The organism is Psychrobacter namhaensis, assembly GCF_016107545.1.
GTDB classification, from domain to species: domain Bacteria; phylum Pseudomonadota; class Gammaproteobacteria; order Pseudomonadales; family Moraxellaceae; genus Psychrobacter; species Psychrobacter namhaensis.
Genome location: NZ_JABASS010000003.1, coordinates 1 through 18,650 on the forward strand (window position 1 = coordinate 1; position 18,650 = coordinate 18,650).

Sequence of the window (18,650 nt, forward strand, 5' to 3'; positions counted from 1 at the left end):
TCGTAACGCATAAAAATACCCCATAAGTTGTGTCCAACTTATGGGGGTCGGTTCAAATACAGCCTTTTTCTGAAAACGTAAGAAGGTTTAATTGGTTACATCTCTTCGACACCCATCATATCGACTGGGGTATCCGCAACGATTTGTACGCCTTTTTTGCCTGTCTTAGCGGTGTCATTACGCTGTTCTTGTAGATGATCAAGATAGGCTTCATTAATCTGACCAGTAATGTAGCAGCCATTAAATACTGCACAGTCAAAGCCTTCAACTTTGCTATGTTTGGTATCTTTTACGGCATCAATCAAATCGTCCAAGTCTTGGAAAATCAACCGATCAGCGCCGATAATGTCACGCACTTCTTCCACCGTATGACCAGAGGCAATAAGCTCACTACGCACTGGCATATCAATACCATAGACGTTTGGATATTTTACTGGTGGCGCCGCACTCGCAAAGAAGACTTTATTAGCCCCTGCATCGCGTGCCATTTGGATGATTTCATGACACGTCGTACCACGAACGATAGAATCATCAACCAACAACACGTTTTTGCCTTTAAACTCTAATGGTACAGCGCTGAGCTTTTGGCGCACCGATTTTTTACGTTGTTGCTGACCTGGCATGATGAAGGTACGACCGATATAGCGGTTTTTCATAAAACCTTCACGGTATTTAACATTCATCTTAAGGGCTAACTCCATCGCTGACGTCCGCGAGGTATCAGGAATAGGAATGACCACATCGATATCATGATCTTCGCCCCAGTCTGCAAGGATTTTATCTGCCAGTTTTTCACCCATCCGTAAGCGGGATTTGTACACTGAGATGTTATCCATGATTGAATCTGGACGGGCAAAATAGACATATTCAAAGATACAAGGCGTGTACTCTTGCTGTTCTACGCACTGGTGAGTGTGTAGATTATGATCCAAATCAATAAAAATAGCTTCGCCTGGTTTGACATCACGAACGATACTAAACCCTGACCCTGTCAATGCCACCGACTCTGACGCGACCATATATTCGGTGCCGCCGTTTTCTGCCATGCGTTTGCCAAAAATAAGCGGACGAATACCATTTGGGTCACGAAATGCAAGCAAACCATGGCCAGTAATCAAGGCAACCACACCATACGCACCTTCACAGCGACTATAGACAGCCGTGACGGCTTTAAAGATATCATCAGCTGTTGGATGGGTTTTGTCTAGATTCTGCATTTCATGAGCCAGTACGTTTAATAGTACTTCAGAATCTGAGTCGGTATTAAGATGGCGGCGATCTTCGATGTACAATGACTTAGCCAAGCTCTCAGCGTTGGTCAAGTTACCATTGTGCGCAAGTGTGATGCCGTAAGGCGAGTTGACATAAAAAGGCTGAGCCTCGGCGCTGCTAGAGGTACCAGCCGTTGGATAACGAACATGACCAATACCAAACTTGCCGACCAGCTTCATCATATGGCGATTCATGAAAACGTCACGTACCATACCGTTTTCTTTACGCAGATAGAGTCGTCCATCCTGTAAAGTGACAATACCAGCTGCATCTTGCCCGCGATGCTGTAGCATCGTCAAGCCATCATAAAGAATCTGATTGACTGGCTCATGAGCGGCAACCCCAATGACTCCACACATAGTTATATCCTATTTTGACCTACACATTAGTACTACAATGACGGTAAAATTTCTGGCAGTACTATTAAAAACACTAGCTACCACTCACCGCCTACCTGATGACGTTTGTTAGAGATTTAACGAATGATTGTCTTTTTGATATTGTTTTTTTGATGATGGGCAAACTAATCTGTTAATAATTCAGTGTTTGTCCTTTATCACCCCATACTGCTGCTCAATAAAATAATATCAAGGATGAATTACAAAGAAGATGCTATAAAAGTCAGACTCAAAAAATAAAAGTGACAAGAAGTGCCATATTAAGTTTAGAGGTATGAATATTTATGACTGGTTGACTTGATTCCATGCTACCCCTAACACATCTGAAACCAACTCTTTACCCATCGGTGCATAAGGCAGTAGTTCAGGGGCAAGTACTGACGTTTGCCACTGTGGTAGCTGCACCAATAACGGGGCACTGACACTCAGAATAACCAACACCATCAACACATTTTTGGCCGCACCCAGCACACCACCTGCCATCTTGTCCACGAGACCCAAACGAAGGGTTTTAAGCACGCCTGAGAAAACAAAAGCCACTAAGTGCATGACAGCCAATATGGCAATCACCACCAATAAAAAAGCCATGGCCATTTGCAACACAGGGTTTTGCACAATGCCGGATAACTGAGGCGAGACTGAGCCTGCCAAACGCGTAGCGGCAATCAGCGCAATAAACCAACCCACCAAGCCAACTGCTGTCTTAATCAGTCCTACTTGAAAGCCGCGCCATAAGCCAATTAAGACAACAACAGCAATCACGATATCCAGACCACTCATGTTTACGCCTCATACTCAATTCATTCTTAGCGAGTGTTTACTTCGGGTTTTATACTAAAGTTAATCATTGATTATTCAACTTATCACCACGCCCTTTTACTCATTTTGTGACAATTAATGGCAATGGTTTGACGGACGGGTTAGCTTTCCATCGCATCATAGTAGCCACCGATTGCCTGAATACAAGACTGTACCAGTCCAGGCCCACGGTAGATAAGCCCAGTATAGAGCTGCACCATGTCGGCACCCGCTTCAATTTTTTTAACCGCCTTAGCGCCACTATCAATGCCGCCTACTCCTATCAATGTTACTTTATCATCTAGCTGATCAGAGAACTGTTGTAAAATCTGAGTACTAATGTGGCTCACTGGTCGACCGGATAGACCGCCCATCTGATCACCATCGGGCAAGTCTTCGACACCCACGCGGCTCAATGTCGTATTGGTGGCAATCAAACCATCAATCTCAAAATCCAATAACTGCTGCGAGATATAGTCTACTTGTAGCGGTTCTAAATCAGGGGCAACTTTAAGTACCAATGGCACATAAAAACCATATTCAGTTGCCAATTGACTATGGCGGTTTTTAATCGTATCCAAGAGTTGTGTTAATGCGTCCCCACTCTGCAAATCACGTAAATTTTTGGTGTTTGGAGAGGAGATATTGACGGTGATATATGAGGCGTGCGGATAGGCACGCTCTAAACAGTAGACATAATCATCCGCGGCTTGTTCCACTGGCGTATCGGCATTTTTACCGATATTAATGCCAATATTGCCCTTATATTTACAGCGTTTGACGTTTTCAATCAGATAATCAATACCCTGATTATTAAAACCCATACGATTAATGATGGCATCTGCTTGTTTGATTCTAAACAATCTTGGCTTGTCATTACCGACTTGTGGCCTTGGGGTGACCGTACCCACTTCTATAAAACCAAAGCCCAGCTCAGCGAGTGCATCAATATAGTCACCGTTTTTATCCAAACCTGCTGCTAGACCAACTGGATTAGAAAACTGCAACCCCATACAGTCTGTTGGCTGCATCGACTGACCGTATACCAAACCCAAAGCACGCGCTTTATGAGCTTTATCCAATAAGGATAAGGTCATCTCGTGAGCGTGTTCAGGATCCATTTTAAACAAAAAAGGGCGAAGTAAGGCATAAGACATAGTAATGGCAGACCCTGCTCGAAAGAAATAGTGAATGGAGAATGTGAATAAAATCAGGCGCTGCGATTATATCAGCTTAACTGAAATAAGAGCAAAGTTTCATGCGGTAAATTTTCACATCAAAACAGCAGCCAGCCTGTATAAACGAACCCTGAACTGCTGATATAAATCGCACTCCCACTTAGCTAAATGCCGCGATTTATAAGCAGTAATTACGGCACAGGACGACCATCAGTCAAGGCTATCCAGCCGCGAATGATACGATAAAGGTGCCAGACAAAAGTGAAGATCATAACCAGCAAGCCAAACCCAGCCAGTAGCACTGAGCCGATGGCGACATTTCCGCTATCAGCTAGCATACTGACGCCAAAACCGCCCAACGCAAAGGTAATAATGAGAAAACCTAAGAAAAACCAGACGATACTGTACCAAAAGGTCTTAATCTGCCAGTCAAAATGTGTGGCCAACCATGAGCCATCAGCGTCATGTCGTTTCGCATAGTTCATCACAATCGGCACAATCCACAGCAAACCAGCGGTAAAATAACTGATCACGTACAAGAAGTACGTAATGTGATTATAAGTGATTAAAGAACGGCGCTTATTGTCGCTCATCATACTATTCTGTCCTCGTTGGGCAACCTCAACCTCATAGTCAGCCATTGTATCAATAGAATCACGGTCACGGCGGTCAGCAGTTTTGGTGTGATGCTTTACACGCTCATCAGGCTTTTGATCAGTAGAGTGATCCATCATAAGTATCTCGGTCTGATAATGACTAATAACTGTTTGATTGTGCCAGACAAGCCGTTTTTCAATGAGGCTCATGCCAAATCACTATTTTAATAACGTGGTATAAAGTGTCGTCTATGACGTAACCGTCGCTTGTACTTGAATAGATTTGTTGGTCAGGTCTTGCTGCATAGACAGCTGAGTAAACTGCCAGCCCTGCTGTTCAAGCTTGCCAAGCGCCCCACTAACCACTGCTTGACTGGCATGACTAAAGCTCAATTGCACAGCATCACCAACCGCGACTACTTGAGCATTTGCGATACCTGCATCGTTTAACAACGCACTAACAGTAGTGGCAGGTGGCATTACCGTGTCATCACCGTTGGCCGCATTCAGCGCACTGCGATCAATATTCCCCGCTTGGGCACGCAACCAAAAATAATCAGCGACTTGCTCTTGATAGTTACTCTTACTATGATTTGCCGCTTGATGGAGACTATAGCCACCGTAGCCCCCAATAAATAACAGTAAAAATACGGACAATATGGTCAACGCCAATTGATCGCGTGAAGACAATGCGCGCCAGCGCGCTGATAACACACTTTGGAAACGGTTCATGTGTCCTGATAAGACAATGGAGCCATTGCTGGTCGTATTATCAGAGGTGACGATATTACGTTTTGCGCGGCGCTGTAATGGTTTCATCTTCTGACCTTCTCTAAACTTACTGCTACTAAATAAATGGCTAATAGATTATGATGCCGCCATATTTGCTTGCTTATCGCTACTATCTACGACATTCACAGTAACTTGACCACTAAATTGTCCTTGCTCATTACCATTCACTTGCTCCAGTTTGGCATGTAAACCCTCTGCAGTCAGTGTACTTGCAAATTTATCAAGACTACCGCGGTCAGGCGCAATCAACGTAAAACTAAGGGTCGATGGCTGCATGACTAATGCTTGCGCGCGCAGTGAGGATTGTTTGATTAAAGGCGACACTCGAGCCAAGGCTGCCATATGAGAGGCCGTGGCTTGGCTATCGCTACGCAGCTTAGGCTGCAACTGTACCTGCAATTTTGTACGGCTGCTCAGTGGCTCATCCGCAAACCAAGATTGATATTGCCTAGCAATCTCGTTCTTGGTCGCCGCTGTCGCTTGATTATACTGATACCATTGCACACCATCGGTCGCCATCTGTAGTACCAACGCTGACAGTGCTACCATGATCGCCACACGCAAATATGGTGATAGCTGTGAATCCGTAGATTTAACAAAGAAATTAAGCGCATGACGGTCAGGGTTTTCAAGAGGCGTTGGCGTCGACGTAGGAGATTTGGTTAACAACAACTGGTGCTCAGTAATAAGCCTTTCTGTTTGCGCCATAAAGTCAGCGCTCGTTGATAATTTCTGTAAATCGTTACCATCATCAGTTTCCATCCTGTCAGTAAAGCTGTCACTGATAGACTGGGTGAGCGAGAAACCAGAGGCGTCAATAGGCGACAAGACGCTAACTTCATTCAAACGCGAGAAGCGCTCAAAAATTAATGGCAAATAGCTGACAGCCATGCCCTGATGCAACGACTGGCGCAGTAGCGTTGTGTACGTATCTTGATAAAGTGTTACTTGCTGACCGGCGGGATCGTTTGGCGTTGGCAGTAATAAAAAGTCAGGAAGTAGTGCCACTATGCTCATACCAGTCAGCTTAACACCTTGCTGCCATGACTCAATATCACTTTGCGCCAGTGCATACAGTTGGTGACTGTCAGCATCACTGATTTGACGAATGGCCAACTGCTCCACAGGGGTTAAGGAGGTCTCTTCAAACAGATATTGCTTGCCACTGTGTCCCAGCTGCTTAAGCTGAGCGACACTCAACTCAGTATCTACCTGTAGTACATGACTGGAAGGAAAGTATAGACACACCGTCTTTCGCGTATTGGATTTATAGCTACCATAGATAGCTTGCAGCTGTTGCCAACCATCGACTGACTGCCATCTTTGTACATCTTCATGCCAGACAGCTAGCGGGCTATGCTGCGCTCGTAACCAAACGTGTAACACTAAGCGTGTCCTTAATTAAATAAAAGCGGTGATAAAAGAGCGACTACCCTCAATACGGCTGATCAGGAACAAAACGATCAATTTCACTTGCCATCCCGCTCATCACAAAGTCCATTTCAAACACCCTTGCTTCTGCTAAAGAAAACGACTCAGGATACTCCCCTGTTAACAGTCCAGCAAGGTGGGCGATAATAGACATATGGCAAACCACCACAAGGCACTCTGCTTCTACATTAGCAAGGTCTACTAACGCCTTACGAGCCTCATCAGAGGGCGTAATATTGTCCTGTATAGTTACTGGCACTTTAGACGCTCGCGATTGAAACTCTGCTAGGGTTTGCTGCGCCCGTTCATAAGGACTCACGATGAAACGATCTGGATGATAGTGAGTCGTCACATATTCTGCGGTTTGTGCCGCTTGCTGTTGCCCAAATTCTGTCAACCGACGCGCACTATCTGGACGCGTCTCATCTTCTGCTTGACCATGACGTACTAATATAATTTTCATAACCGTCCTTGTCCTATCTTTTTTGGTGCATTTTTTGGTATATTTTTTATTGTGACTTTGTATCATTACTACCCTATCGAGATCATTACTGCCCTGTAGGCTAATGACAGCATAGTATTGTCTGAGGTGCTTTATTTATGGTCAGCATCGTCTTTTTTATCGTCAGGGCTGTTATTTGACGTTTTCATGTGAGCAGTAAGCGCCGCATTACTATGATCATGAGCCATGACAAACTCAACATCACTGCGGAAGCCTGCTTCCATCAAGTGTAGCGCGACTCCTAGGGCAGCTTTATCTTCATAAATAACCGCATAAAGAGCGTGGGTAATTGGCATATATATGCCTTCTTTGGTGGCTTTTTCGTGCACCTGCTGAATGGTGTTCACCCCTTCAGCGGTCTGACCCAGCTTTTTCACTGCTGCATCGATACTCATACCACGACCAAGCATCGTACCGATACGGTAGTTGCGACTCAACTCTGAGCTACAGGTGGCGTATAAATCTCCAACACCAGACAGTCCTAAAAATGTGAGCGGATTCGCGCCTGCTTCCACGCCAAAACGACTCATCTCTGCTAGCGCACGCGTTAATATCATTGCCTTGGTATTTTCACCGACATCATAGGCTGATGCCATCCCCATGGCTATCGCGTAAATGTTTTTGAGGGCACCACCAAGCTCTACGCCTTTCACATCATCGCTGGCAAAAACTCTAAAGAAGGCACTGTGTAGTGCCGCTTGTACTGCATGACGCAGTGGCTCAGACTCACTAGCAATCACCGTCGCAGACGGCATGTTTTTCATAATTTCGATAGCCAGGTTTGGACCTGACATCACGCCAAAATTTACTTCTGGCAGCTCGTCTTTGATAATGTCACTCATCAAAGCAAAAGTATCTTTTTCCATCCCTTTGGTCAATGACACGATAGACTGACCGCTGATAAAAGGAGCGATATTTTTTAAAGTCTCACGAAAAGCCAAACCAGGTACAGCGATAAATACAATGTCCTTGTCTTTAACCGTGGCTGCTAAGTCATGGCTGTACTTTAAACGATCATCAAGCTTATAACTTGGCAGATATTTTTTATTGGTTTGGGTCTTTATCATGGCTTTTACCGTACGTTTGTTTCGTACCCACAGCGTGGTATCACAGCCATTACGAGCGGCTAAGTTTGCCATGGCAGTACCAAAACTACCACCCCCTAAAAATGCCAAACGCAGCTTGGTAGGCCTACTGTGTATCTCTGCCATGTTTTTTGCCACCGATGATTCTACCGCACTAGGATTCAATTTCTTACGGCCGATACCTGATTTGCTAGCACGTTCGATGATACCTGCCAGCAGGCTGTTTTGCTTTTCAGGAGCACTCTTACTCATCTCACTGTCATCATTGCCGATGTCTTTATTGCTATCATTAGGGCTGGTCATGTTCTTTTATCCGTGTTGACTGACTTATTATTAGTAGAATTTATCATGGTTGAATTTTGAGATTTTCTGGCTTTTTAACGACCATTTTATTGAACGGGCAGCGTTCAGCCATATTATGACTCAAATCTGACTAATGGCTCGATATCAATCGGTTTACGTGTGGGTTCATCTTTTGGACTGGTACCAGTATAAACAAAAGCCGTCACATAATCATCTGGACCGACGTCAAAATACGCTTTGACAGCAGGCTCATTACACAATAGACCCGTACGCCATACCGTACTAAAACCTTGAGCCTTTAGTGCTAAAATAAGATTTTGTACAGCAGCACCAGTACTGAGCAGTTGTTCAAAAGGAGGGACTTTTTTGTGGGCTTGTATTTTAGTGACCACCGTGATGATAAGGGGCGCCCGTAACGGCATGGTCTGGGCCTTTTTGATGTCTTTATCAGACAAGTCTTCTCCTTCTCGCACCGCTTTTGCTTGAGCAGCGTCGACCAAAGCACGACCCAAATCATGACGAGCATCACCCTGTGTTACGATGAAGCGCCACGGAGACAACTTTTTGTGGTCAGGTACCGTTGCTGCGCACTCAATCGCCGTTTCGATCTGGTCGCGTGTCGGTGCGGGGGTGTCCAAGTTGCCCATACTACGTCTTGAATTAATCCAACCAATCAACGCTTCAGCAGACAATGGCGGATACTCTGTTATCCTATCTTTAAGGGGCAGCTTGTTCCCATTTTTTGCTTTGTCATTTTCATCAAATGCCGTCATCGTCTATCCTTATTTATTATTGTCTCTTACTTTTTTCTCATGCAAAAAATCAAATTTTTTATGTGATACAGTGAATACAACATGAATCACCCGCTACCTGAGAGGTGGGGTTTTCTATTAATACGAACTTTTACGCCGCATCCTCTACCCGATGTTCCATGCGCAAATAATCTTCTGACTGCATCTCAAGCAGGCGTGAGCGTGTACGCTCAATCTCAAACGCCAGCTTCTCTCCTTGATACAGATTTAAAATCGACTGTTCTGCTCGTACCAGAAGCTTTACGCGGCGATCATAGAACTCATCAACAAGGTAAATAAAACGGCGCGTCGGATCACGCAAATCATCGTCTAGCGCTGGTACGGCATTGACCAGCACTGTGTTAAACCGCTTAGCAATTTCAATAAAGTCAGAAGCTGAGCGCGGCTCCATACATAGATGGCGGAAATCACAAAATAGAATGTCTTCAGTGCGAGCGTTGATTCGAATTTCACGGCCATTAACCGTAATAGGCTCATTACTGATTTTTTGATTGTTAGATAAGCTAGCAAATCGGTTGGCGAGCCAGTGATGGTTTGCCTTTGTCAACGGCGATTCATATAACTCCGCTTGCTGCAAGACACGCAAACGATAGTCAATACCAGAATCGATATTCATTACCGTGGTATGGCGCTCAACTTCAGCAATAGCAGGCAAAAAACGGTCACGGTGCAACCCATCTTTATACAGTCCGGAGGGTTCAATGTTTGAGGTGGCAACCAAAGTGATACCGCGATTGAACAGCATGGTAAACAGATCACCTAAGATCATGGCATCAGAGACATTAGAGACAAAGAACTCATCAAAACAAATGATGACCGCTTCTTCATAGATGATATCAGCGACTTTCTCTAATGGGTCACTCTCACCTTGCAGCTTGTTTAGCTCTTGATGTACCCGCTGCATAAAATGATGAAAATGCAGACGCATCTTGCGCGGGGTAGTGAGAGAATCGTAAAACATATCCATCATCCACGTTTTACCGCGGCCCACACCTCCCCACATGTATAAGCCTTTTGGGGCGGTAGGCTTAGACTTTAAAAAGCTAAAAAAACCCTTTTTTTGTTCCACATGGTTGACGAGCTGATGATAAATCTCATCAAGATAGCTCATGGCCTTGAACTGCTGCTCATCTCGAGTAAAGTCGTCCGTACTGACGGCTTGCTCGTAACGTTGCAATGGAGATAAACTCATAATACGACTCATCGTTAGATAAATAAATGGTAAATAATGGACTGATATTGGCTTATCTTATCAGGACAAAACCTTATCCGTAACCTCAGCTCTGCCTATCAAAACTGTGTTTTTCTAATAAACCCTTCAGCTCTGACAATCGACCGTGAAAAAAATGCCCTGCCCCATCCACGACGCTGACCGCAAGTCCCAATCGCTCAGCAAATTCCTGCATGTTATCAGGGTCAATGACCTCATCCGCATTACCATAAATCTCAAAGGTTTTATCAGCGGGCAAGCTTAAATCACGACTGTCGTTTTTTTCGACTGATGGGGCGATAAGCGCAATTTTAGAGATCTCAAAATCGCTCAATCCCCATACATGAGAGGCCTCAAGCACCTGTTCAGCCACGCGTGCCGTCACGTAACCACCAAAAGAGAAACCACCCAGCCATAGCTTACGCGCATTGGTTTGTTCAGCAATCCATTGTAGCACGGTCATTGCATCCACGACTTCACCTTCAGCATAATCGTGCTCACCAGTTGACTGACCCACTCCGCGAAAGTTAAAACGCACCACATGCATACCGTTATCACGGGCAAAACGGTACATAGTCGTGACCACTTTATTATTCATCGTACCGTCAAACAACGGATTGGGGTGACAAAGCAATGCCACTGTATCGGTCTGCGGATCGTTAGGGTTGTCTTGTTGCCATAACGCGTCGACTTCGAGCACGCCAGCAGGAGCAGGAATCAATTGCATAAAGTTACTTACTAATTAAGAATGAATAGGTCAATTATCCTAGATATGGTTTATATTTCAAGTGATTTGCTGTGTCAATGTGGCAGATGAACGGGTAAGGTTGCGATAAGATAGAACACAATAACCGCCTAGACACCGAAGAGAGGAATGGGTTAGGTTTATAAAAGGATTGAGCGCCATATTCACTGACGCGATGCACTTGTAGCATATAGTAACGACTTAACTTTGATATTCAATTTTTATGTTCAATAGACAAAAATTAGGAATCACTTATGAATACTATGAATAAAACCGCCACATTAACAGCCACTTTAGCGGCGGCACTTGCCTTGAGTGCTTGCCAAAGTACGCCTTCATCACCAGTCATCCAACGTGCTAACTCTGTGTATGAAACGACTGGCATCGCAGACACCAAAGTTAAAGCACAACAAAATGCCATAGACAGCGCGCAAAAAACCTGCGGCCGTAAACAAGTGATTATCGTCGAGGATACGGTCAAATACAACGGAATCTTAGATGAGCGCACGGGCCGTATGGTTGGTCAAGTTGGCGCGGTGGTAGGTTCAATTTTCGGTACTGGCTCACCAGATTTATCACGTAGCGATGATTACGAATACACCATTAGTTTTCGCTGTCAGTAATTCGCTGTCAGTAACATGAATGAATGGTATAAAAACTAGAAAACCAGCACGCTTCAAGTAGTCGATTTTATTTTTAACTGACTATATGTCGCCAACCAGTCGGTGGGAAGGATTCTCATGCAACTTGTTGGCTTCGCTTTTTGTGCATGTGCTTTTAAGGTAAACTACCCCATCTAGGGCTGCTTATGTCCCAACCAACCTCCCAGCTTTACTCACATGGTCTACTACTATGCGCAAACCCAATCTCTCACATGCAACCCAAGCTAAAGTATTGGCGCCTGCCAAAGACTTGGCCACCTTGGAAGCTGAATTGGCGGAACAAGAAGACCATTTGGAAGACACTGTCTTGCGTCTTAGTGATTACTTGTCAGCGGTTGAGATGGTCATCAAACAAACCTTTGATCACCGCGTCTGGGTAAAGGCAGAGATTCGCAATCTGTCTAGCAAAGGCGGCCACTATTACTTTGAGTTAGCGGAAAAAGATGACGACGGGAAAGTCGTTGCCAGCTGCCGTGGCAACCTTTGGCGCTTTAAAGCCACACGCGTTTTAGCGAAGTTTGAGCGCGCAACCGGTATGCCACTTGACCGCGACTTAACGGTACTCCTAAAAGTGTCTGCAGGTTTTCATGCTCAGTATGGCTTTTCGCTGACCATTGAAGATATTGACCCCAGCTACACGTTAGGGGATTTGGCAAGACAATATGCGCAAATGGTCGACCGCTTGACAGGTGAAGGACTACTGAACCTCAATCAGCAACTACCTGCTCCCTTTGACATCGAGCATGTGCTGGTCATTGCACCCGAAAAAGCCGCTGGACTGGGAGATTTTCAAGCCGATGCGAATCGCTTAGCGCGCACAGGTGCTTGTCATTTTCATTACCATAATGCCACTTTTCAAGGCAATCATGCACCCGCTGAGATACGACACGCCATCATCAGCGCTCAGCAGCAATTTCAAGACACCTACCAGCGTTTGCCAGATTTATTAGTCATTATTCGCGGTGGTGGTGCTGTCGGTGATTTGGCTTATCTAAACGACTATGAGCTTGCCGCTTTGGTGGCCGAACAGCCCATCCCTGTCTGGGTCGGGGTTGGACATGAACGTGACAAAGTTGTCCTAGATGAAGTCGCCCATACCAGCTTTGATACCCCGTCAAAAGTCATCGCCGCCATTAGTAGCCATTTAGCACAATTGATCGCTCAGACGCTACAGTATCAAGCACAAATTAAGCAAGCCGCCCAGCGTCAACTCAATACGGCAGAGCAACAAACGGCGCGCCAACTAAGCCGCGTACAGTCGCAAACAACCGGCCAATTAACCGCACTACAAAAAGACAGTGACTATGCGTGGCGCAGTATTCAGCAAAGTGCTCAACGTCAAGTAAAGCAAGCTGCCAGACTAACCCATGAGCTGGACACACAGATGCAGGCCTCGGCTTATCAACAGTTATCTATGGCTTCTAGTGATAGCCAGAATTATAAAAAGACGATTATACAAAGTAGTCAGCAACAGCTGATCCAAGCCCAGCGAGACAGCGTACATCTGCGTGACATTGTGCTGCTGCATCGACCCTCTCGTGTGCTGAAGCAAGGCTATACCATACTTATGGATGAAAAAGACAAACAAATACTCACCAGTAGCGCCCAGCTCCACCCTCAGCAAACGGTACATATTGTCTTAAAAGACGGTAAGGCCAAGGCGCAGATCATAGATATCCAAGCCACGTAAGTTATTTACTATTAAATGTTATTAATAACACTGTTAGATCAAAACATTTAACCCCTATTTACTTTATTTTTTACTCAACCATAATTTTGAACATTAGGACACGCTATGACCACCCCTACTCGCAAACGTAAAAAAGCCGCCCCAAAAACCTTTAAGGCGGCTTATGATATTCTAAAAACCAATGCGGCTGAACTACAGCAGCAAGACGAGCCGGATATTGACAATCTCATGACCACTGTTGAAGAATCCATTGCTGCTTATCGCGTTTGCGAGACGCGCATTAATGCGGTACAACAAGCATTAGACGCCGCTTTCGCTGAAGAAAACAAAGTAGAAAATAGCGACCGCTAAGCCATCTATTCCAGCTCATCCACTTCAAAGACTTGGCGTAAATAGGCAAGATACGTGTCATTATTGATCATGGTCTTGCCTGGGCTGTCAGACAATTTAGCGACAGGCTGTCCATTGCATTCAACCAGTTTTAGCACGATATTAATTGGCGTGATACCCATGTCATTGGTCAAATTGGTACCAATGCCAAAGCTGGTTTTAATACGGCCTCGAAAATACTGATGCAACTCCCACGCTTTCTCAAGATTCAGTCCATCACTAAAGGTCAGTACCTTTGTCTTGGGATCTATCTTTAATTTTTCATAATGGGCAATCGCCTTATCGCCCCAAATATAGGGGTCACCGCTATCATGACGCAGCCCATCAAACAGTTTGGCAAAATATAAATCAAAGTCACGTAAGAACGCATCCATCCCAACGACATCAGTCAGCGCAATACCTAAATCACCGCGATACTCGTGTACCCACGCTTCAAGCGCCGCTTTTTGTGAATCACGTAAACGCACATCCAACGCTTGGAAAGCTTGCATAAACTCATGCGCCATGGTGCCAATTGGCGTCATCCCCAGCTGCTTTGCCAAATAAACGTTAGACGTGCCGCCCACTATTTTTGGTTCAGCGTTGTGTAAGGTCTCAACCACATGCGCTTGCCACGCTTTACTAAAGCGCCTACGGGTACCAAAATCAGCGACAATAAACGGCGGCGTATCCCGTCCTTCTTTTGCTCTTTCGGCTGCATAGTGATGCAACAAAGCTACTTTTTCATCCAGTCTGCGCTGTCCTTCTTCGATGACACTCTCATTTGATAGAGCACTAAAGTAGAGCTCATTGACAATGGCCAAAACAAAGACCTCAAAGAACATGGCTTGAATCATTGGGCCTTCAATATCGATAAATAAGCGGCCTTTACTATCCGTACTGACAGTGATAAAACGGCGCTTAAGTTTAAACAACTCAAGGTAGTCAACGAAGTCTGAACGCATAAAGCGCAAACCACGCAAATACGCCAACTCATCTTCTAAAAAACGCAATTCGCATAAACTGTCTAGTTGTTTTTCAAGCGGCTCTTTGATATCAGCCAGCGGATAGAGCGCCTCTTTATTATTACGGCAGCGGAAACGATAGACACCATGCGTCTGCGGAAACTGGTGCAGCATCGCTTGTAACATTGTAAATTTGTACAAATCGTTATCAAGTAAGGAGGTAATAATAGGAACATGGGTAACGGTCATACTATGGCCTTAAAAAAACGCAAAAATAAAAAATAAACGTCACCCAATACTCAAAGCGACATCATATATGGACAAGCAAATGAGAGTACTCACTAATAATGAGTCATCAATAACCATTCAGTATAACGAAGTTTGTTGTTTATTTCACAGCTCGCTACTTGCCTGCCGCAAAATTACTACGATTGATGGCTTTTTCTAAAAAATTACCGCCAAAAACTGATGATAAAAAAAGACGCTAAGAGCCCTCTTAACGTCTTTTTAATCAATCATATGAAAACTTTAGAACCATTACGATTTTACCAATTTAACTAATGGCGCATAGCCTGACTGAGGCATTACATCGACTGGAATAAACTGCAAAGCCCCGCCATTGATGCAGTAACGCAGGCCACCACGATCTTTGGGACCATCAGGGAATACATGACCGAGATGCGAATCTGCGACACGTGAGCGAACCTCCGTACGCACCATATTAAAGGCCTTATCTTCATGCTGCGTAATCACCTGCATGTCAATCGGCTTAGTAAAGCTTGGCCAACCGCAACCAGATTGGTATTTATCGGTTGATAAAAAGAGTGGCTCTCCGCTCACCACATCGACATAAATCCCAGGCGCAAACAAATCATCATATTCGTGACTGAATGCACGCTCAGTACCTGCATCTTGGGTAATATTATACTGAGCTTTGGTCAGTGTATTCTTCAGCGCCCCTTTATCAAAACCCGCATAACGTTTAGGATCTAATGTTTCAGCGATTGTGGAGACAGGAGCAAGCTTAGCGCGCGCAGTACCTTCAGGTTTATCATCCGCAAGACTTAAGTCAATGTGGCAATAACCATTTGGATTTTTTGCCAAATAATCTTGATGATACATCTCAGCCAAGTAAAAATTGTCTAGCGGCTCGTTTTCCACCACGATTTTTTGTTCATATTGACTTTGTACACGCTTTAAGGCCGCCTCTATCACAGCTTTGTCTTCTTGATCGGTGTAATAGACGCCAGAGCGGTACTGCACGCCGCGATCGTTGCCTTGCTTATTTAGGCTGGTTGGATCAATCACGCGAAAGTAATACTTTAAGACTGTATCAAGATCGATTTTATCTGCATCGTAAGTAACCTTGACGGTTTCAGCGTGTCCCGAACCGCGAATGACCTGCTCATAGCTTGGATTGGTGGTATCGCCATTGGCATAGCCCGATACGGCATCCACGACACCATCGACCCGCTCCATATAAGCTTCTACGCCCCAAAAACAACCGCCCGCCAGATAGATTGAGCGCGTGTTAATCGCACGACCTTTATCATTGTAGTAAACGCCATTTTTTTGCTCAATGGACTCAATCTTATTGTTGTTATCTAATGCTTGCACGTTTGTAGGTTTGGCGCTGCCGGCTTTAAGCTCAGCAAAACCGTTATCGGCATTCTCTGCGAGTGCATAGGCTTGCTCTGTCGATATATTGCCTTTGACTAAATGTACCAAATTGCCATTTTTATCAAGTATTGCCCAGCTTGGATAAACTTGCACGCCAAGCTTATTAATCAATTCGCCCGAAGCGTCCGACAATACAGGCAGCTGTGGGTAATCTGCTTGGACGCCAGCATACCAATGACGAAACTCGCTATCGTCTTTTTCATTCAAATGACCTGGGCTTACCACAGTAACAACATTCAAATCAGCAAATTTAGGATCTGTACGCCATTCTTCTGTTTCCTCCAGCGTGCCCAAACACAGCGGACACCAGCTTGCCCAAAACTTTACCAAAGTTGGCTTGTTAGGGTCTATCACTGCTGCGCCTGTGTCACCCAAGCCTTTCGTCAATTGCGGCAACGCTTGCATCTGCTGGAGCATACCGGACGGCAACATGTCACGGGAGCTCGTCACCCCGCTGTTTTGCTTACCGACTTTAGTACTACTACTCGCGTCATTATCCGCGCTGCTCATTTGACCACAAGCAACCAATATACCCGCACTCAGTACTGTCGTGACACCAAAGGCACGGACATTTTTGAACCAACGCGATGGGCTAGCTGTGAGTACACTGGCACTTTTTTTGTAATCACTCTTACGAATTTTTTTATGTGGCATTGTGTGTCCTTTTTACGAATTCTCGCGATCATCATAAGCTGCGGTGACATAGTCGCTTATGGTCTTATTACTCTGTTAGACAAAATAAAGACAGGGATATGTTAAGAAAAGCAGAGGTAGTACCTAGATCTTAGCTGCGGGGAAATAAATGGTTATAACCTGATGATGAGTTAGCTTGTTCATTAAAAAGTCTGTCAATATTTTGAAGCTGTTGTAACTTGAAGCTATTATAAAGAACACCTTGTCTATATTAGGCTGCCTTAACAGTATACATCTAAGATGGAGTCTATTTTAATAGTAATGAATGGGTTGCTACACTTTTTTAACAACGCAGTAAGAGTAGCGAGATAGAGCAACCCTACGCCATTGGCTCATGCTGGGACACACCCATATGTGAAGCTAGATTGGAGAAAAGACACCATATTGGACACAAACAATGACCAGTAAGTATGAACCTATTCAGATATTAGAGCCAGTACGCCCATCACAAAATAGCCTGAATTAATTTTTAGCGCTCATAAATTGTGCCACATAATCATCAGCTGGATTGTGACGTAATTCTTGTGGCGTGCCCGTTTGCACCAAACGCCCCCCATTTAAGATACTAATGCGTTGGCCTACTTTGACTGCCTCGTCAATGTCGTGGGTAATAAAGACAATGGTTTTCTGCAGACGCTCTTGCAGTGCCAGCAGTTGGTCTTGTAATTGAGCACGAATGAGAGGATCAAGGGCAGAAAACGCCTCATCCATCAGCAAAATTGGATTGTCTGTTGCCAGCGCACGCGCCAACCCGACACGCTGCTGCATCCCACCTGACAGCTCATCCGGATAGCTGCGCTCCAAGTTTGACAAACCAACCTCATTGAGCCAGTGCCGGGCCAATTCACGACGCTCCTTTACACTCATTTTGCGCACACGCAAACCGTAAGCGACGTTTTGTATGACGGTCATATGTGGCACGAGACCAAAATGCTGAAACACCATACTGACCGTCTGCTGGCGATAATGTTGCAACTCTTTGTCGTTAAACTCTAATACATTGACAGCAGAGGATGGGAGTTTAGTATCTGCTACCTTTGTAGTGTCTATCGGCGCTTGGTTCACACTGGTCGTACTGATGATAGACTGTGTGTCATTGGTAGAGTTTGACCCATTCATAGATGTATCAACCCATATCTTGCCACTGGTGGGATCAATCAAGCGATTAATGTGACGTATCAATGTCGATTTGCCAGAGCCTGACAGTCCCATAATACAATGCAGCTCACCTGCCTTAACCGCGAGGTTAATATCATAAAGACCGACTGAGTAGCCCGTTTGTTCCTTGACCTTGATGCTGTCCATACCTTCTGCCAACAGTGTCAACGCAGACTGTGCTTGCGAGCTACTGGCATTATAGATTTTACTGATGTTCTCTAGCTGAATATGATTCATCGTTGTTCTCGCTATTTACCTGACGTTATGGGCATCGTTATCACGATTGTCCATTCGACTGTCGTTCAGACTTT

At 44.9% G+C, this 18,650-nt stretch carries 17 protein-coding genes; 3 read left to right on the forward strand and 14 right to left on the reverse strand.

The window, feature by feature from the left end:
* Nucleotides 1–95: 95 nt before the first annotated feature.
* The 11 genes from purF to JFC06_RS03850 all read right to left on the reverse strand — a co-directional run bounded on the left by purF (nt 96) and on the right by JFC06_RS03850 (nt 11,104).
* On the reverse strand, nt 96–1,631 hold the full coding sequence (purF, locus tag JFC06_RS03800) for an amidophosphoribosyltransferase (protein WP_193004835.1): 1,536 nt from the start codon (nt 1,629–1,631) through the stop codon (nt 96–98).
* Nucleotides 1,632–1,952: 321 nt separating this feature from the next.
* Nucleotides 1,953–2,450, reverse strand: coding sequence for a CvpA family protein (locus JFC06_RS03805; RefSeq protein WP_193004836.1), 498 nt, complete (start codon nt 2,448–2,450; stop codon nt 1,953–1,955).
* 140 nt (nt 2,451–2,590) lie between these two features.
* Nucleotides 2,591–3,625: a quinone-dependent dihydroorotate dehydrogenase gene (locus tag JFC06_RS03810; protein ID WP_193004837.1), complete on the reverse strand. Its 1,035-nt coding sequence runs from the start codon at nt 3,623–3,625 to the stop codon at nt 2,591–2,593.
* Nucleotides 3,626–3,837: 212 nt separating this feature from the next.
* Nucleotides 3,838–4,452 (reverse strand): DUF4870 family protein, encoded by a 615-nt coding sequence (locus JFC06_RS03815; RefSeq protein ID WP_227670172.1) that lies wholly within the window; start codon nt 4,450–4,452, stop codon nt 3,838–3,840.
* Between the two features lie 39 nt (nt 4,453–4,491).
* Nucleotides 4,492–5,061: a type II secretion system protein GspM gene (gene gspM / locus JFC06_RS03820; RefSeq protein WP_198334041.1), complete on the reverse strand. Its 570-nt coding sequence runs from the start codon at nt 5,059–5,061 to the stop codon at nt 4,492–4,494.
* A 48-nt stretch (nt 5,062–5,109) separates the two neighbouring features.
* Complete coding sequence (gene gspL / locus JFC06_RS03825) at nt 5,110–6,420, reverse strand: type II secretion system protein GspL (RefSeq protein ID WP_198334042.1); 1,311 nt, start codon at nt 6,418–6,420, stop codon at nt 5,110–5,112.
* Nucleotides 6,421–6,469: 49 nt separating this feature from the next.
* Nucleotides 6,470–6,928 (reverse strand): SixA phosphatase family protein, encoded by a 459-nt coding sequence (locus JFC06_RS03830; protein ID WP_198334043.1) that lies wholly within the window; start codon nt 6,926–6,928, stop codon nt 6,470–6,472.
* Nucleotides 6,929–7,059: 131 nt separating this feature from the next.
* Complete coding sequence (locus JFC06_RS03835; protein WP_193004841.1) at nt 7,060–8,355, reverse strand: NAD(P)H-dependent glycerol-3-phosphate dehydrogenase; 1,296 nt, start codon at nt 8,353–8,355, stop codon at nt 7,060–7,062.
* A gap of 113 nt (nt 8,356–8,468) precedes the next feature.
* Complete coding sequence (locus JFC06_RS03840) at nt 8,469–9,128, reverse strand: nitroreductase family protein (RefSeq protein WP_193004842.1); 660 nt, start codon at nt 9,126–9,128, stop codon at nt 8,469–8,471.
* 130 nt (nt 9,129–9,258) lie between these two features.
* A complete protein-coding gene (gene zapE, locus JFC06_RS03845; RefSeq protein ID WP_198334044.1) occupies nt 9,259–10,359 on the reverse strand; it encodes a cell division protein ZapE in 1,101 nt (366 codons plus the stop codon).
* Between the two features lie 85 nt (nt 10,360–10,444).
* Nucleotides 10,445–11,104, reverse strand: a complete 660-nt coding sequence (locus JFC06_RS03850; RefSeq protein ID WP_193004844.1) for an alpha/beta hydrolase — start codon at nt 11,102–11,104, stop codon at nt 10,445–10,447.
* A 272-nt stretch (nt 11,105–11,376) separates the two neighbouring features.
* Between JFC06_RS03850 and JFC06_RS03855 the strand changes: the two genes are divergently transcribed.
* From JFC06_RS03855 to xseB, 3 genes are all read left to right on the forward strand, one after another.
* Nucleotides 11,377–11,745: a hypothetical protein gene (locus JFC06_RS03855; protein WP_193004845.1), complete on the forward strand. Its 369-nt coding sequence runs from the start codon at nt 11,377–11,379 to the stop codon at nt 11,743–11,745.
* A 229-nt stretch (nt 11,746–11,974) separates the two neighbouring features.
* On the forward strand, nt 11,975–13,474 hold the full coding sequence (xseA, locus tag JFC06_RS03860; protein WP_198334045.1) for an exodeoxyribonuclease VII large subunit: 1,500 nt from the start codon (nt 11,975–11,977) through the stop codon (nt 13,472–13,474).
* A gap of 105 nt (nt 13,475–13,579) precedes the next feature.
* Nucleotides 13,580–13,825, forward strand: coding sequence for an exodeoxyribonuclease VII small subunit (gene xseB, locus JFC06_RS03865; RefSeq protein ID WP_198334046.1), 246 nt, complete (start codon nt 13,580–13,582; stop codon nt 13,823–13,825).
* A gap of 5 nt (nt 13,826–13,830) precedes the next feature.
* Here the strand turns inward: xseB and pncB are convergent, their stop codons facing one another.
* The 3 genes from pncB to JFC06_RS03880 form a co-directional block, all read right to left on the reverse strand.
* Nucleotides 13,831–15,057, reverse strand: coding sequence for a nicotinate phosphoribosyltransferase (pncB, locus tag JFC06_RS03870; RefSeq protein WP_198334047.1), 1,227 nt, complete (start codon nt 15,055–15,057; stop codon nt 13,831–13,833).
* A 288-nt stretch (nt 15,058–15,345) separates the two neighbouring features.
* Nucleotides 15,346–17,142 (reverse strand): bifunctional peptide-methionine (S)-S-oxide reductase MsrA/peptide-methionine (R)-S-oxide reductase MsrB, encoded by a 1,797-nt coding sequence (gene msrAB, locus JFC06_RS03875; RefSeq protein WP_198334048.1) that lies wholly within the window; start codon nt 17,140–17,142, stop codon nt 15,346–15,348.
* A gap of 501 nt (nt 17,143–17,643) precedes the next feature.
* Nucleotides 17,644–18,576, reverse strand: a complete 933-nt coding sequence (locus JFC06_RS03880) for an ATP-binding cassette domain-containing protein (protein WP_193004850.1) — start codon at nt 18,574–18,576, stop codon at nt 17,644–17,646.
* Nucleotides 18,577–18,650 lie beyond the last annotated feature (74 nt).

Bases quoted from the DNA above. Each gene is read 5' to 3' on its own strand.
- JFC06_RS03805 (WP_193004836.1), bottom strand. From the start codon at position 2,450: ATGAGTGGTCTGGATATCGTGATTGCTGTTGTTGTCTTAATTGGCTTA.
- JFC06_RS03850 (WP_193004844.1), bottom strand. From the start codon at position 11,104: ATGCAATTGATTCCTGCTCCTGCTGGCGTGCTCGAAGTCGACGCGTTA.
- JFC06_RS03830 (WP_198334043.1), bottom strand. From the start codon at position 6,928: ATGAAAATTATATTAGTACGTCATGGTCAAGCAGAAGATGAGACGCGT.
- xseB (WP_198334046.1), top strand. From the start codon at position 13,580: ATGACCACCCCTACTCGCAAACGTAAAAAAGCCGCCCCAAAAACCTTT.
- JFC06_RS03855 (WP_193004845.1), top strand. From the start codon at position 11,377: ATGAATACTATGAATAAAACCGCCACATTAACAGCCACTTTAGCGGCG.
- pncB (WP_198334047.1), bottom strand. From the start codon at position 15,057: ATGACCGTTACCCATGTTCCTATTATTACCTCCTTACTTGATAACGAT.
- purF (WP_193004835.1), bottom strand. From the start codon at position 1,631: ATGTGTGGAGTCATTGGGGTTGCCGCTCATGAGCCAGTCAATCAGATT.
- JFC06_RS03840 (WP_193004842.1), bottom strand. From the start codon at position 9,128: ATGACGGCATTTGATGAAAATGACAAAGCAAAAAATGGGAACAAGCTG.
- msrAB (WP_198334048.1), bottom strand. From the start codon at position 17,142: ATGCCACATAAAAAAATTCGTAAGAGTGATTACAAAAAAAGTGCCAGT.
- JFC06_RS03835 (WP_193004841.1), bottom strand. From the start codon at position 8,355: ATGACCAGCCCTAATGATAGCAATAAAGACATCGGCAATGATGACAGT.
- zapE (WP_198334044.1), bottom strand. From the start codon at position 10,359: ATGAGTTTATCTCCATTGCAACGTTACGAGCAAGCCGTCAGTACGGAC.
- JFC06_RS03880 (WP_193004850.1), bottom strand. From the start codon at position 18,576: ATGAATCATATTCAGCTAGAGAACATCAGTAAAATCTATAATGCCAGT.
- JFC06_RS03810 (WP_193004837.1), bottom strand. From the start codon at position 3,625: ATGTCTTATGCCTTACTTCGCCCTTTTTTGTTTAAAATGGATCCTGAA.
- gspM (WP_198334041.1), bottom strand. From the start codon at position 5,061: ATGAAACCATTACAGCGCCGCGCAAAACGTAATATCGTCACCTCTGAT.
- xseA (WP_198334045.1), top strand. From the start codon at position 11,975: ATGCGCAAACCCAATCTCTCACATGCAACCCAAGCTAAAGTATTGGCG.
- JFC06_RS03815 (WP_227670172.1), bottom strand. From the start codon at position 4,452: ATGAGCCTCATTGAAAAACGGCTTGTCTGGCACAATCAAACAGTTATT.